The sequence below is a fragment of the Chenggangzhangella methanolivorans genome (assembly GCF_019797865.1).
In the GTDB taxonomy this organism is placed as follows: domain Bacteria; phylum Pseudomonadota; class Alphaproteobacteria; order Rhizobiales; family Methylopilaceae; genus Methylopila; species Methylopila methanolivorans.
This window is the reverse complement of sequence record NZ_CP081869.1, coordinates 3,828,743-3,843,981: the sequence shown is the minus strand read 5'-3', so window position 1 is coordinate 3,843,981 and position 15,239 is coordinate 3,828,743. Positions and strand designations below refer to the sequence as shown.

10 protein-coding genes and 1 pseudogene are annotated in these 15,239 nt (G+C 69.9%); 5 read left to right on the top strand and 6 right to left on the bottom strand.

All coding sequences use genetic code 11. The features are described 5' to 3' along the window. Positions 1 to 197 precede the first annotated feature (197 nt). The 4 genes from K6K41_RS20070 to K6K41_RS20055 all read right to left on the bottom strand — a co-directional run bounded on the left by K6K41_RS20070 (position 198) and on the right by K6K41_RS20055 (position 6,766). Complete coding sequence (locus K6K41_RS20070; protein ID WP_261401968.1) at positions 198 to 1,328, bottom strand: reverse transcriptase family protein; 1,131 nt, start codon at positions 1,326 to 1,328, stop codon at positions 198 to 200. A gap of 629 nt (positions 1,329 to 1,957) precedes the next feature. Continuing rightward, the gene (locus K6K41_RS20065; RefSeq protein ID WP_261401967.1) at positions 1,958 to 3,631 is read right to left on the bottom strand and encodes an SWIM zinc finger family protein; all 1,674 of its coding nucleotides are present in this window, start codon (positions 3,629 to 3,631) and stop codon (positions 1,958 to 1,960) included. Then, complete coding sequence (locus K6K41_RS20060; protein ID WP_261401966.1) at positions 3,631 to 5,814, bottom strand: hypothetical protein; 2,184 nt, start codon at positions 5,812 to 5,814, stop codon at positions 3,631 to 3,633. Before K6K41_RS20060 ends, K6K41_RS20065 begins: the two co-directional genes overlap by 1 nt. 604 nt (positions 5,815 to 6,418) lie before the next feature. After that, the gene (locus K6K41_RS20055) at positions 6,419 to 6,766 is read right to left on the bottom strand and encodes a hypothetical protein (protein ID WP_261401965.1); all 348 of its coding nucleotides are present in this window, start codon (positions 6,764 to 6,766) and stop codon (positions 6,419 to 6,421) included. A gap of 223 nt (positions 6,767 to 6,989) precedes the next feature. Between K6K41_RS20055 and K6K41_RS20050 the strand changes: the two genes are divergently transcribed. From K6K41_RS20050 to K6K41_RS20035, 4 genes are all read left to right on the top strand, one after another. Next, complete coding sequence (locus K6K41_RS20050; protein ID WP_261401964.1) at positions 6,990 to 7,607, top strand: acyl-CoA-like ligand-binding transcription factor; 618 nt, start codon at positions 6,990 to 6,992, stop codon at positions 7,605 to 7,607. 118 nt (positions 7,608 to 7,725) lie between these two features. Next, positions 7,726 to 8,865 carry a prolyl oligopeptidase family protein gene (locus tag K6K41_RS20045; RefSeq protein WP_261401963.1) on the top strand — a complete coding sequence of 380 codons (1,140 nt, stop codon included), beginning with the start codon at positions 7,726 to 7,728 and terminating at the stop codon, positions 8,863 to 8,865. Between the two features lie 118 nt (positions 8,866 to 8,983). Then, entirely contained in the window at positions 8,984 to 9,784 is an 801-nt protein-coding gene (locus tag K6K41_RS20040; protein ID WP_261401962.1) for a prolyl oligopeptidase family serine peptidase, read from the top strand. A 121-nt stretch (positions 9,785 to 9,905) separates the two neighbouring features. Continuing rightward, entirely contained in the window at positions 9,906 to 10,997 is a 1,092-nt protein-coding gene (locus K6K41_RS20035; RefSeq protein ID WP_261401961.1) for a hypothetical protein, read from the top strand. A gap of 3 nt (positions 10,998 to 11,000) precedes the next feature. On the opposite strand, the gene K6K41_RS20030 is transcribed toward K6K41_RS20035, so the two are convergent. Continuing rightward, positions 11,001 to 11,657, bottom strand: coding sequence for a response regulator (locus K6K41_RS20030; RefSeq protein ID WP_261401960.1), 657 nt, complete (start codon positions 11,655 to 11,657; stop codon positions 11,001 to 11,003). Between the two features lie 4 nt (positions 11,658 to 11,661). Continuing rightward, positions 11,662 to 13,059, bottom strand: coding sequence for a histidine kinase (locus tag K6K41_RS20025; RefSeq protein ID WP_261401959.1), 1,398 nt, complete (start codon positions 13,057 to 13,059; stop codon positions 11,662 to 11,664). A 223-nt stretch (positions 13,060 to 13,282) separates the two neighbouring features. Here K6K41_RS20025 and xoxF5 point away from each other — a divergent pair. Next, positions 13,283 to 15,088, top strand: a pseudogene (gene xoxF5 / locus K6K41_RS20020) (lanthanide-dependent methanol dehydrogenase XoxF5). Positions 15,089 to 15,239: the final 151 nt, after the last annotated feature.

Genomic DNA, 15,239 nt, shown 5'->3' with positions numbered 1-15,239 from the left:
GCTGCGCGGCTTCTTCTCGGAGGGCGGCTCCGGCTGCGGCTCGGGCTCGAGCAGGACCGGCTCGGGCTGAGGGGGCGCCGGTTCGGCGGGCGTCCACCAGCGCTCGAGCGGCTGCTGGCCGGCGGCCGACTTCGCGCGGAACGGCGCGGGCGCCGCGACCGCCCGGCCCTGGCGCGCGTCGAGCCGGCGAACCTCGCTCAGCAGCGCGCCTCACCGGTCTCGGGCGTCACCATCCGCACGAAGCAGGCGAAGCCGGTCGCCGCGTCCATCACGTCGCGGGCCTTGCCCCAGCGCTTGCCGTTGGGGCCGGTCTTCTCGATCTGGTGGAGCAGAGCCCGGAAGTTGCGGAGCACGTCGCGCGGCACGCCGACGCGATCGTTGACGGTCAGGCCCGTGACCTCCTGGCGCGTCCCGCGCCGCATCACCCGCGTCTTGTCGGGATGGACCGTGAAGCCTTCGGCCGCCACGATCTCGCCCACGAACTTCAGCAGCGCCCCGACCTTGGCGGCGGCCTCGCCGGAGGCCGAGAACGTCATGTCGTCGGCGTAGCGGGTGTATGAAAAGCCCATCGACTTCGCGAGGCCGGCGAGGCGCTTGTCGAGCCGCACGCAAACGAGATTGGTGAGCATCGGGCTCGTTGGCGCGCCCTGCGGCAGGAGACGCGACCCCTTGGAGGCGAACAGGCGCTCGCCGTCGATCTCGACCTCGTCGACGTCGGGCTCGGTGGTGAGCAGCGCCAGGACGGTCGCGACCGGCTCCGAATAGCCGAGGCCGCGGAACTTGCCCTTCACCCGGCGGAAGGTCAGCGTCGGGAAGAAGTCCTTGAGGTCGAGGTTCACCACCACGTCGCGGCCGACATGCGCCTGCGCGTTGGTGACGATCGAGCGGCCTGGGACGAAGCCATGCGCCGCCTCGTGGATCGCGGCCTTGGCCAGGACGTTGTCGAGGATCCAGTACTGGGCGCGCTTCAACCGCGGCATCGGGGCCGAGATCTGGCGCAGGCCCCCGGTCTTCTTCGCGATCGAGAAGCGCTGATAGTGGCTGATCGCCGTCAGCTTGCGGTCGAAGGCAAGGAAGCGGAGTTCGGCAAGCGGCACGCCGATCGCGTCGGCGAGCGCCTTGGGGCTCGCGATGTCGGGCAGGCCCGCCTTCGGCGTCGCGGGCGCGTCTTCGGCCTGAAGGCCGCCGGAGACGCCCTCGCCGAGATAGACGAGCTCGCTCCTGCGCCGTTCGCTCCAGGCGAGCGCGCGATCGTAGCGACCCTGCGCGTTCTTCTTCCTGGTCTCCTTGCGCCGCTCCATCGCCGCCTTCTTGCGGCGCTTGTGCATCTCCTTGATCGCGGCTTCGGGGTCGCGCAGGCGCGTCCTTGGCGGCGAGTTCGGAGAGCTCGCGGGTGATCTCGCCGCGCCGGCGGATCAGGCCCTCGGGGAGGTTGGGCTTGTCCTCGCCGCCCGGCCAGAAGCCGAGGCGGATCATCTCCTCGAGGATGACCTCGTCGCGCGAGGATTCGCGGATGCGGTCGTGAAGCTGCTGGCGCGTGATGGAGCCGGGCTGCGCGTTCATGGGCGCGGCCCCGCGGAGATCGTCTTAAGGGGGGAGATGAGGAGCGCCGGACGGCTTGCCTTCGTCTCGTCCTGGGACTGGACCGGTCCACTCGAAGGCGGCATGGGCACCGGTGCGTGTTTGGGTTCAACGAACCCAAACCGTAAACACGCACCGGTGCCCAATGCCGCCCCAGTGAAGAGCGGGCCAGTGACGCTTTGCCGGGCAAGGTGCAAGGACGGCGAAACGCCGCCCGGATTGCAAGGTCCTCGCCGGCCGGCGCCCCTCATGACGCGGAGCTTAGGGGCCCCGCGCCGATCCATCAATCTCGAAAACGCGGGACGCGCCGCGCGCGCGCCCCTCCCCCTTGCGAGGACGGACAGCGTCGCGGCTCCCGCGCCTGCATGGCAAACCATCACGCCACGCCCTCCGCCCGGAAGGCGCGGGGCTTGCCCTCGACCTCCAAGTGATAGAGCCGGCGCAGCGCCAGCATGTGCTCGCAGGGGCCGCGCATCAGCTTGTTGTGACCGTAGAACCAGCAGTCGCAGGCCGCGGTCGAGAGCCGATCGTCGGCGTCGATGACGAGGCGCGGATGATGCGTCTTGCCGTCGTCCATCACCTCGCCGGAGACGCGTTTTCCCTCGCGCGTATCCACCGAGCCGATCGTGACGAGCCTCGCCGCGACGAAGCGGTCGGCTTTCTCCTCCTGTTCCGAAGAAAAGCGCAGCGCGCCGGGCTTCAGCGGGTCGCGCACGAGCTCGCGCAGGCGATAGACGCCCTTGTCGAGGTCGTACATCGCGCGGCCCGCCTGCACATAGAGGCCGAGCGCGCCAGCCACGATCGAGCGGTCGAGCCCCGTCTCGAAGGCGAGTTCGGGGACGGTCGCGAAATGCTGGCCCTTCAGCGCGTCGAACACCTTTTGCGCGGTGGTCTCGTCGACCTCCGTGCGGGGCGCGAGCAGGTCGAACTGGCCGGCGCGCGACCAGTCGTTGGCGGTCCAGCCCGAAAGCCCGAGCGTGAAGCGCAGGCCGCCATAGTCGACGACCGCGAAGGACGGCAGGCCGCTGCCGAGCAGATGCAGCCGCACCGATTTCGCGAGCGGCAGCGCGCGTTCGAGGATGGCGAGCCGGCGCCGGCCCCAGATGCGGATCTCGGCGGGCTCGGAGCCCTTGTAGATCGAGCGGCGGAAGGTGAGCCGGTCGTTCCACGGCTCGATCAGCACCTCGACCGGCTTGTCGGGCTCCAGCAGGAAGCGCAGCGACCGCGGCCCGTGGCGCTCGCGCTTGGCCGCGAGACGGCTGAGGATCGCGTGCATGTCGACCGGAGCGAGGTCGACGACGTGGGCCGGCTGCGCCATCGCGCTCGAGACCTGCAGGAAGCCGCGCATCCAGCTGTCCGGCAGGTCGATCTTCTCCTCGCGGAAATTGGCCTCGCCCGCCGTCTGCACCTCGAAGCCCGAGGGCTCGATGGTGAGCGAGGTGTCGCGATAGCTGCGGATCTTCTGGAACTCGTCGTAGAGCGCGTGGCTGTAGTCGATGTTGGTGGTGCCACAGGCCATCTCCTCGACGCGCTCGAACACGTCGTGGTCGCAGGACAGCCGGCCATAGGTGGATTCGTCGAGGCTGAAGCACTCGAAGAACACCTCGTCGGGATGGACGGTGATGACCGGGTCCAGCACGAACCAGGCGTCGCGGTTGTTCTGGTAGAGCCAGTCGAAGTAGCGCTTCTGGGCGCCGTAGAACGGGCGCATGATCTCGCTCGACAGCTTGTGGATGTCGGCGAACTCCACGCGAAGCGCGTCGATCCGCTCCCTCACCGCGCCGCGCTCGGCGACGGCCTCGGCGAGCAGCTGCTCCTCGTGGTCCTTCAGCCAGGCGAAATAGGCGGTGCGGTCCTTCGGCTTGAAGCGCAGGTCCGAGACCACGACGTGATGCAGCGCCGAGATCGCCTCGCGGAACGGCAGGTGGCGGCGCACCTTGCCGACGAAATAAGTGGGCTCGCGCAAGAGGTCGGGCGCGAAGGCGAGCGCGGTCGAAAGCGCGTCCGACGACGCCGAGGTCGCGCCGAAATAGCGATGCACGAAATTCATCAGGCGGCCCTCACGGGCGCCGCGCGCCGATTGAGCGGTGTCTCGATTCCCGGATGGGCCGCGCCGATGTCGCGCAACGCCAGGATCGCGGCGGCGCGGTCGCGCGCGACGCCGGCGATCGAGAGATCGGCGAACAGCGGCGCGACGCGCTCGGCTCGGCCGCGGTCGCGCAGCGCCTCCTTCAGCAGGAAGGCCGTGACGCGGTCCTTGGCGATGCGTCCCTTGTGGACCTGCAGCATGACGATGCGGGCGAGCGGCAGGAGCTTGTCGAACGCCTCCTCGCTTGCGGCGGCGTCCTCGGTCATGAGCTCGGTGGCGAGCAGATGCATCGACTGCGCGGGGTGCTCGAGCAGGCGCGTCAGCTGCGCCGCGGCGTCGCCGGGGGCGAGGCGGCTGCGCAGCAGGCGGCGGGCGAAGGCGAGCACGTCGGGCTTCACGCTGTCGGTGACGACGGCGAGCGCCGCCGGGCTCCAGGCGTCCTCCGGCCAGCCGTCGAAGTAGGAGCGCGCGAACTCCTGCGCGTCGTCCCAGTCGCTTTCGACCAGCAGCACCGCGTCCTCGGCCTCGTTCTGGAAGCGGCCGGGATCGTCGCGGAACGCGGCGAGCGCCCATGTCCGCGCGGCAAGATGCGGGTGGTTTCCGAGCCGCGCGATCTGGCGCACAGAAAGCTGCGAGGCCGGGCGGTTCTGGATCTCGGTCGAGCCGAGCAGCTGCGCGCCCTTGGCGCGGGCCTGCAGCAGGCGCCACAGCGTCCCGGGATCGATGGCGGCGACCTGCGCGGGCGTCGCCTCCTTGAGCAGCGCCACCACGTCGCCCGGATAGGCCTCGTCGGGCGCGGTCCGGAACAGGCTGTCGATCAGATCGCGCGACAGGCGCTCGGCGAGGCCCGGATCGCGCGCCGCGAGCCGCACGACGAGCGGCCGGGCGGCGCGGCGGAGCTCGCTCGAGGGCGCGGTGGCGAAGGCGACGACGAGGCTCGCATGGCTTGCGAGCGTGTCGTCGTCGAGCCGGCCGAAGAGGCGCAACGCCGCGCTCTGGACGTCGGTCTCGAACGAGCCGAGCAGCGCGGCCCAGCGCTCGTTCGGAACCGACGACACGTCCGCGCCCGCAAGCGCCAGGATGTCGATGCCGGCGGCCACGACCGCGGCCGCGGGATGGGCGAACGCGTCGATCGCCGCGTGGCCGATCGGCATGTCGCCGTCGCGCCAGAGCGCGCCGATGCGTTCGCGCACCCGGCGGATAAGCGCCTGGGTCGCCTCCTCGGGCTCCGGGGCGATGGCGAGAAGCCATGCGCCGAGGCGGTCGGCGAGCTCGGCCCCGACGACGGCGTCGACGCGCCGCTCGCCCGCCCAGCGCGGCACGGTGTCGGAGAGGTCGTCATGCGGAGAGGTGAGCGCCGCAAGGCCGAGCCCGGCGTCGCTCCAGGGCAGCGAGGGGTCGCGGTCGATCCGCGTCACGGCGAGGCGGCGCGCCTCGGGGAAGTCGGCGGCGAGCAACGCCGCGAGCAGCGCCGGATCGGCCTCGCCGCTCGCCAGGCGGTCGCGCGCCTCCGAAAAGCCGAGCCCCTGGGCCGCGACGTCGACCGAGCGCAGCAGGCGCAGCAGCGCCGCGGCGTCGACGCTCTTCAGGAAGCCGGGATTGGCCTTCAGCACCCGCACCCCGAGCCGCGACACGGGCTCGACCGCGCCGTCGGCCGCGAGATCGAGCGCGAGGTCCGGCCGGGCGTCCCAGAGCGCGGCGAAGGCCTCCGGGCGCTCGGTTGCGCCCGTGTCGGAGGGCTTCTCGCCGAAGGTGAGGCTCGCATAGCGCGGCTCGGCGAGCGGATCGTCGCGGCGCAGGATCTGGCTCGCGGACCAGTTGCGGTTGAGGCCTCCGCCGGTCGCGCGCTCCTCGCGGCTCCAGCGCCCGTTGTCGCCGCGCTTCCAGAACGTCTTGACGACAGGGGGCGACATGTCTTCGGACCGAAGGCTGAGCAGATAGCCGCAGCTGAGCTCGGCGTAGGCCGGGTCGCCGACCTCGCCGCGCTTGCGCAGCGAGCGCCAGATGCGGCGCTTGAGATAGGCGAGCGTGACGTTGGAGAGGCCGACCTTCGCGTCCGGCCGGCCCGCGACGTCGGCGATCCGGATCGCCCGCGCCGAGCTCCGGGATCCAGGGCCGGGCGTTGGGATAGTTCGGCCGGACATACATCGGCCGCGCGGTCTCGAAGGCGCGCGCCGTCACGGCGAACAGCGCGGCGTCGTCGGCCATCTCGGCGTGCTTGAAGAGGCGGCGCAGGCCGATGAGGAACGGCGGGCGCGCAGGCAGCGACCGGATCGCGGCCACGAGCGCGGCGTGGCGCGCCCGATCGCCCTGCGCGCGACGCGCGAGCGCCGCCATCGCCGCCGACGCGGGCCGGCTCGCGCGAGCCGAGATCGACAAGCGCCTGGACGAGGCCGCCGGCCTCGGCGGCCGCGCGCGAGACGGCGTCGAGGATGTCGCCGTCGCGGCTGTCGTGGATCCGCGCCTCGCCCATCAGCGTCGAAGCGAGCGCAAAACGTGCGAGGTCGTGGGTCAGCGCGCTTTTCGACTTGGCGGCGACCTCCGAAAGCATCGGCGCGGCGCGTTCCTGCCCAGCGCGCGCAAGCGCCCAGACGAGCGAGTAGCTCGCCTCCGAAGGACCGATCCGCGACGCGAGCTCGACGAGCAAGGAACCGGCGGCGCGAAGCTTCAGCTGGCCGATGCGCCAGACCAGCCGGTCGAGGTCGCGGGCGGGCCAGGGGCTTCGCACGCAGGCCTCGAGCCGCGCGATCAGCTCGCGGCCGCGTCCGTCGAGCGCCTCGCCCTGCAGGGCGGTCGGGCCGGACGCCCCGGGGGCTTCGGGGGTCTGGGCGGCGGCGGCGGGCTGGTCGTCCGGCGATATCCGTCGTTCACCTTGGAGACGACGATGCTGTCGAAGATCTTTTCGGCAGCGGCGGCCGCGACGGGCTGCGGCGTCTTCGACCCGTCGCGCAGCGTCGCGCCCCGGCGGCCGTAACGGAAATTGACGATGAAGCGCTGGTCGGACTGAAGGGCGTCGTTCTCGATCAGATCGACTTCGTAGAGCTTGTCCGAGGTTCCTTCCTTGAACCACAGCCGCGCCGACCGAACGAGCTTCATGGACCCCCCAACCGGCGACGATCGCCGCGACGGACCGTATAGGTAGAAATACGTATCCGCCAGACAGTTTGTGCGCCGTCCGCGACTTCGTCATCCGCGCCGGAGGCCGCCATCTGCGCCCATCGCGCATGGTCGACGACCGCGCCCCACTTCTGACACTTTGCGCCACGATAAATGTCACTTAGTGACACACATCGACGCGGAACAATGGTCGACGATCGAGATGACGCCCGTTTGTCGGTCGCGCGCCACGCCGCGAAGCTTTTCCTCGAGCGCGGCGTCTCGGGCGCGAGCGGCGACGACATCGCCGCCGCGGCCGGGCTCTCCAAACGCACGGTCTGGCGGTTTCCGGACCAAGGAGAGTTGCGTCGACCCGCTGTTCTCAGCCTCTCACCGCGGCTTTCTGGAGAAGCTGAAGCGCTGGCCGCGCGAGGCCACGATCGAGGCCCATCTCAGGGAGTGCTTCCGGCTCGACGCCAAGACGCAGCAGGAGATCGCCGACGAGGTGCTGATCGTGCGCCTCATCGCCGTCATGCCGGAGGAGCCGGATTTGCGCTCGGTCTGGCTGATGTCCTGTCAGGAGACCGAGGACGCCCTGATCGCGATCGTGGCCGACCGGCTCGACCGCTCGGTCAAGGATTTCGACGTGCGCCTGTGCGCCGCCACCATGGTGGCGGCGATCCGGATCGTGGACGAGACCATCAGCGTCGCGGCGATCCGCCACAAGCAGACATTCACGCTCGAAGACGTGGTCGAGCAGATGGCGAAGGCGATCCGCGCGGCGAGCACGCTGCCGATCTGCGATCCCGTGATTCCGAACGTCTTCGGGGGCAGGCCGTGACGCGCAGCCCCTCGCCTCCTTCGCCGCCCCTCCGGGCCGCGCTGCTGTGCGCGGCGCTCGCCCTGCCGGTCGCCGCCCTCCCCTCGCCCTCATTCGCCAATCGCTATCGGAGACGATCATGCCCGCATTCGCCCATCCCCAGACCAAGCGCGTCGAACTGGTGGAGGACCATTTCGGACAGAAGGTCTCCGATCCCTACCGGTGGCTGGAGAACGACATCCGGGAAGACGGCGAGGTCGCGGCGGTCGCGGCGCAGAACGACGTCACGGAGGCCTATCTCGAGGCCCTGCCGGGCAGGAAGATCTTCCGCGACCGGCTTTCGGCGCTGCTGAACTACGAGCGGCTCGCCCCGCCCCGCAAGCGCGGCGACCGCTATTTCTTCACCCGCAACGCCGGCCTCGACAACCAGGCGGCGCTGCATGTGCGCGACGGCGCCGCGGGCAAGGACCGCCTCCTCATCGATCCGAACGGCTGGTCGCAGGACGGCGCCACCGCGCTCGGCGAATGGGCGCCCTCCAAGGACGGCAAGCACGTCGCCTACGGGATCCAGCACGACGGCTCGGATTGGCGCGTGATCAGGGTCGTGAACGTCGACACCGGCGACGTGCTGGACGACAAGATCGAGTGGGCCCGCTTCGCCTCGATCGCCTGGTCGAAGGACGGCGCGGGCTTCTTCTACACGCGCTTTCCCGAGCCCGTGGCCGGCGGAACCTTCCAGGCCGGGGTCTCGGGCCATGCGGTGTACCATCACGCGCTCGGGACGCCGCAGTCCGCCGACCGCCTCGTCTATTCCGACCCCGAGCGGCCGCACTTCATCCACTCGGTCGAGGCGACCGACGACGGCCGCTATCTCGCGGTCTATTCGACGCCCGGCGCCGGCAACAACGCGCTGACGATCATCGATCTCGACAGCGCCGACTGGCGGCCGAAGACGGTGGCGGCCGCCGACGGCGACTTCTGGTACGTGGTCGGAAACGAGGGACCGACGCTCTACGTCATGACCAACAAGGGCGCGGCCCGCGGCAAGGTCCTGGCGATGGACCTCGGCGGCGACGAGCCGGTCTTCAGCGACCTCATCCCGGAGCGCCAGACGGTCCTGAGCGGCGGCGGCCTGCTCGGCGGCAAGCTGATCCTGACCTATCTCGAGGACGTCAAGACGCGCGTCCGGCGCTTCGAGACCGACGGGACGCCGGCGGGCGAGGGAGCTGCCGGGCGTCGGGACCGCGGGCGGCTTCCTCGGCGAGGCGAGCGACCGTGAGGTCTTCTATGTCTTCACGAGCTACAACGCCCCGACCACGATCTATCGCTACGACGTCGAGACCGGCGCCAGCACGGTCTGGGCCGCGCCCAAGGTCCCGATCGACCTCGACAGGATCGTGGTGGAGCAGCGCTTCTACGGATCGAAGGACGGGGCCAAGATCCCGATCTTCGTCATCCGCCGCAAGGACGTCGAGGGGCCGGCGCCGACTCTGCTTTACGGCTATGGCGGCTTCGGCATTCCGCTCGCGCCGTTCTACTCGCCGCCGCTCCTCGCCTGGGTCGAACAGGGCGGCGTCGCGGCCGTCGCCAACCTTCGCGGCGGCGGCGAATACGGCAAGGCCTGGCACGACGCCGGCCGGCGGGCCAACAAGCAGAACGTGTTCGACGACTACATCGCGGCGGGCGAGTTCCTGAAGGCGCAGGGGATCGCCTCGCAGGACGGCCTCGTGATCCAGGGCGAGTCGAACGGCGGACTTCTCGTCGGCGCCGTCGCCAACCAGCGGCCGGACCTGTTCGCCGCCGCCATTCCAGGCGTCGGCGTGATGGACATGGTCCGCTTCCCCCGCTTCACCGGCGGGCAGTTCTGGGTCGACGAATATGGCGACCCGGCCAAGGACACGGACTTCGCGACGCTCATCGCCTACTCGCCCTATCACAACGTCCGGTCCGGCGCGGACTATCCCGCGGTGCTCGCCGTCACCGCCGACACCGACGACCGCGTGGTCCCGAGCCACACCTTCAAATATGTCGCGGCGCTCCAGGCCGCCGATCTCGGCCCCAAGCCGCGCCTTCTCCGCGTCGAGGCGCGCGCCGGCCACGGCGGCGGCAAGCCGACCGACAAGATGATCGCCGAGGTCGCGGACATGTGGGCCTTCGCGGCGAAATGGGCGGGGCTTGAGACCCGCGCCAAGCCCTGAAGTCTCCTCGCGCCGGCGGCCGTTCGCCCCGCCGGCGCGCCCTGCCCTAACTTGCGACGCGTGGTCGCCATAACGCCGACCGAGGGTTTTCGGCGTGGCCCCGCGCCGCTAGGGTCGCGCGATGAAACGGGCGGGGGCCGGCATCTCGAAACTCATCCTGAGCCTCGGCGCCGTGGCGTCGCTTAGCCTCTCGGGCTGCTCGAGCTTCGCGCCCGAGCGGCTCTACCAGGACCAGATCGGCTACTCCGAGTCGCTCGGCGACAGCCAGAAGGCCCAGACGCTGCTCAACGTGGTGCGGCTGCGCTACGGCGATTTCCCGGTGTTCCTGAAGACCACGCAGGTGATCTCCGGCTATTCGCTGCAGCAGACGGTGGGCGCGAGCCTTGTGCCGTCCGCGGGCTGGAATTCGGTCGTCGGCACGCCCGGCGTCACCGTCGGCCAGACCCCGACCTTCACCTATCAGCCCGTCACCGGCGAGGCGCTCGCGCAGAGCTTCGTGCGCCCGCTCTCGCCGAGCGAGCTGCTGCCGCTGACGGTGAGCGGCATCCCGGTCGACGTGCTGTTCCGCCTGTCGGTGCAGTCGGTCAACGGGCTGACCAATGTGCGGCTGCTCGAATCGGGCGGCCGCGGCGGCTCGTCGGGCTTCGCCAAGCTCCTCGTGAACCTGCGCCGGCTGCAGAAGGCCGACCTCATCGGCGTGCGGCTTGACCAGAAGGGCGGCGGCGACCCGAAGGCCAAGGCCGCCGGCCGGCTGATGCTGACCATCGCGGCCGGCGGAGACCCGGCGTCGCGCGCCGTCGCCGACGAGACGCGGGCGATGCTCGGCTTCAGGCCGGGCTCCACGGAGGCCGAGGTCGTCTATGGCCGCGCGCCCTCGGCCGGCGGCAAGGTCTCGGTGCTGACCCGCTCGATGCTCGGCGTGCTGAGCTTCGTCGCCTCCGAAGTCGAGGTGTCGGAGGCCGACGTCTCGCGCGGCTCGACCATGGGCACGGCGAGCTACGCCGACATCCTGCGCCGGCCCGCCGTCGTGGTGCGCAGCGGCGAGAAGGCCCCCAAGGACGCATTCTCCCGCATCGACTATCGCGGCCGCGCCTACTGGATCGAGAACGACGACTTCGACAGCAAGCTCGCCTTCTCGGTCATCCAGATGCTGATGTCGCTCGCAGAGACGCCCCAGGGCGGCGGCCCGGTCGTGACCGTCCCGGCGCGTTGACGCTCAAGCGACGTCCGCCGGCGAGAGGTCGATCAACCCGGCGTCGATCGCGATGCGCACCAGCCGCGCGTCGGTGCGCGCGTCGAGCTTGGCCTTGATGGCCGAGTGGTAGTTCTGGATCGTCTTCTGGCTGAGCGAGAGCGCGTCGGCGATCTCCTCGGTGGTCATGCCCGAGGCGATCAGCTTGAGGATCTCGACCTCGCGCGGCCCGAGCCCCTCGACGGCGGAGCGCCGGCCGAGCAGCCGCTCGGCCGCGATCTCGCGCGCGATGTCGTCGCTCACCGCCTTGCCGCCGTGGCAGATCTGCTCCATCGCCGAGATCAACGCCTCGGGCGGGCTCGACTTGGTGACATAGCCCGACGCGCCCGCCTCAAAGGCTTTCAGCGCGTAGGACAGCCCGTCATGCATGGTGAAGACGAGGATGCGCGCCTTGCGGTCCACCGCCTTGATCCGGCGGATGCCCTCGAGGCCGCTGGTGCCCGGCATGGTGAGGTCGATGATCACGAGGTCGGCCGGGGCCCGGCGATAGGCGAGATAGGCGGCGGAAGCGCTGTCGGCCTCGGCGATCACGCAATAGCCGGGCTGCATCTCGATCAGCCGCCGGTAGCCGGCCCGGACCACGGGATGATCGTCGACGAGGAGAACGGTGCGGTCGCCCATCGGATCAAGCCGCCATCGCCGACGCCGCGCCGAGCGGAAGGCTCGCCGCGATCCTGACGCCGCCGAGGTCCGACGCCTCGGCCACGAAGCGGCCGCCGAGCGCGTCGACGCGCTCGCGGATGCCGATGAGGCCGTGGCCGGTCCCGCCTCCGGAAAGCGCGCTTGCGTCGCCGCCGCCGTCGTCGTCGACCGAGACCGCGACGCCCGGCTCGGGCGCCGAGACGCGCGCCACCCTGATGCGCACGAGACTCGGCGCCCCGTGCTTGGCGGCGTTGGTGAGCCCCTCCTGCGCGATGCGATAGACGGCGAGCGCGGTCGGGGCCGCGAGGTCGTCGAAATCGTCCGAAACCTCGAGGCGGAAGGTCGGCCGCCGCGTCGCGGTCGCGGTCCGGGCGTTCCAGCCGGAGACCAAATGCTCGAGGCTCGGCCGCAGGCCGATCTCGTCGAGCTCGGGAGGCCGCAACCGCGCGAGCGTGCTCCGCAGCGTCGCCGCCATGCCCTCGCTGATCACGCCGATCTCCCGCGCGCTGTCCCAGACCGCCGGCCGGTCGCGCGAGCTGACCGCGACCGCGGCCGCAAGCGCGCGCGTCGCGGCGAGGCACTGGCCGAACTCGTCGTGAAGGTCGCGGGCGAGCGAGCGGCGCTCGTCCTCCTGCACCTGGAACAGGCGCCGCGTCACCGCCGCGCGCTGCTCGGTCGAGCGCGCGAGGCGCTCGGAAAGCTCGTTGAAGGCGCTCGCCACCTGCGCGAATTCGCGCGCCGCGAAACTCGGCAGGCGGACACTCAGGTCGCCGTCCTCGAGCTTCTTCAGGCCGCGCGTGATGACCTCGGCGGGCCGCAGCGCATGCCCGATGGCGAAGCTCGCCAGAAGCGCGATCGCGACCGCCATCGCGCCCGCGACCCCCACCACCACGCTGACCTGCCGCCAGGCCTGCCAGTCCACGATCGCCTGGTCGGCCTCGGCGCGGATGGTCCCGACCTCGTGCCGGCCCGAGGTGACGGTTCTCAGCTCCGGTTCGATCGGTCCGAACAATGCGGCGTTGAAGTTCGAAAACCACTCCGGAGCGGCGCCGGTCTTGCGGCCGGGATCGCCGCCGCACACCCGCGCCGGCGCGTCGCCGTTCCATTCGAGCGTCACGCAATAGCCCGGCCCGACGATCCTGAGCGAATTCGCCGTGCGCCACTCGGGAAAGGCCAGCCGCGCCTGCGAGCCCTCGTTGCCGCGGAACATCACCTCACGCCAGGCGAGCGACCGCGCCTCGGTCTGGACGCGGGTCGCGGTGGCGGCGAGCTCGGTTCTTATGGACTGGTTGGCCTCGACCATGGTCCAGGCGCTGGCGCCCGCCAGACAGGCGGCCACGACGGCGAAGACGCGCAGCATGAGTCCAGTCAGCAAGGACATGGCTTTCGCCTTTCAGCTCAACGTCTTGGTGTCCGAAACTGGAGGCTTGCGCGCAAGCCTCTCGCGCAAGATCGGGAAAATCTCCCAGCCGACCCCGGGAAGCCGGCTCTACGGTTTCGCGCCCTTATTAGCAGTTTCACAGTCCTCTGCGGACGGGACGCCCACGGGGCGAAAAAGAATGCCGTAACGCCGGCGCCGCCGCCCGCTTTTTCGGAGGACGTCCATGAAACGCGCACTGTTTCTCGGGCTCGGCGCATCGTTGCTCGCCGGAACCGTTCCGGCTTTCGCCAACGACAGCGTGGAAGCCATCGTGAAAGACCCCAAGCAGTGGGGCATCCAGACCGGCGATTACGCCAACACCGCTATTCCAAGCTCGACCAGATCAACAAGGACAACGTCAAGAAGCTGACGGTGGCCTGGTCGTTCTCGACCGGCGTGCTTCGCGGACATGAGGGCGGCCCGCTCGTGGTCGGCGACATCATGTACGTGCACACGCCCTTCCCGAACACGGTCTACGCCCTCAACCTCAACGAGGAAGGCAAGATCATCTGGAAGTACGAGCCCAAGCAGGACAACAACGTCGTGCCGGTGATGTGCTGCGACACGGTCAACCGCGGCGTCGCCTACGCCGACGGCATGATCTTCCTGCACCAGGCCGACACGACCGTCGTCGCGCTCGACGCCAAGACGGGCCAGAAGAAGTGGTCGGTCCAGAACGGCGACCCGAAGAAGGGCGAGACCAACACCGCGACCGTGATGCCGGTGAAGGACAAGCTGATCGTCGGCATCTCGGGCGGCGAGTTCGGCGTCCAGGGCTCCCTCACGGCCTACAACATCGCCGACGGCAAGCGCGTGTGGCGCGGCTACTCGGTCGGCCCGGACGACCAGCTGCTTGTCGACCCGGAGAAGACCACCGAGCTCGGCAAGCCGATCGGCAAGGACTCGTCGCTGAAGACCTGGGAAGGCGATCAGTGGAAGATCGGCGGCGGCTCCACCTGGGGCTGGTACTCCTACGACCCGAAGCTCAACCTGATCTATTACGGCTCGGGCAACCCCTCGACCTGGAACCCCAAGCAGCGCCCCGGCGACAACAAGTGGTCGATGACCATCTGGGCGCGCGACGCCGACACGGGCATGGCCAAGGGTCTACCAGATGACCCCGCATGACGAGTGGGACTACGACGGCGTCAACGAGATGATCCTCACGGATCAGAAGATCGACGGCAAGGAGCGCCACCTGCTGACGCATCCCGACCGCAACGGCTTCGCCTACACGCTCGACCGCGTGACCGGCGAGCTGCTGGTGGCGGAGAAGTTCGACCCGGCGGTGAACTGGGCCACCAAGATCGACATGGACAAGTCGTCCAAGACCTACGGCCGCCCGCTGGTCGTCGCCAAATACTCGACCGAGCAGAACGGCGAAGACACCAACAGCCAGGGCATCTGCCCGGCGGCGCTTGGCACCAAGGACCAGCAGCCCTCGGCCTATTCGCCGAAGACCGAGCTGTTCTACCTGCCGACCAACCACGTCTGCATGGACTACGAGCCGTTCCGCGTGAGCTACACTGCGGGCCAGCCCTATGTCGGCGCGACGCTGTCGATGTACCCGGCCCCCAACAGCCATGGCGGCATGGGCAACTTCGTCGCCTGGGACAACCTCAAGGGCAAGATCGTCTGGTCGAACAAGGAGCAGTTCTCGGTGTGGTCGGGCGCTCTCGCGACCGCCGGCGACATCGTGTTCTACGGTACGCTCGAAGGCTACCTGAAGGCCGTCGACGCCAAGACCGGCAAGGAGCTTTACAAGTTCAAGACGCCGTCGGGCATCATCGGCAACGTCATGACCTATGAGAACAAGGGCAAGCAGTACGTCGCGGTGCTCTCGGGCGTCGGCGGCTGGGCGGGCATCGGCCTCGCGGCGGGCCTCACCGGCGGCACCGAAGGCCTCGGCGCGGTCGGCGGCTACGCGGCGCTCGCCAACTACACCGCTCTCGGCGGCCAGCTCACGGTCTTCCACCTTCCCACGAATTGACGAGGTCTAGGGCGGCGCCCTGCCGGGGGGCCGCCCACGACGAACTTCCATGCGCAGTCGCGCGGGCTTTCCTCCTCCCTCGGCCCGGGCATAACTTATGGACACGGCGAGCTCCAACGTGGGCTCGCCGTTTTTTTGTGTCTGGGTGCAA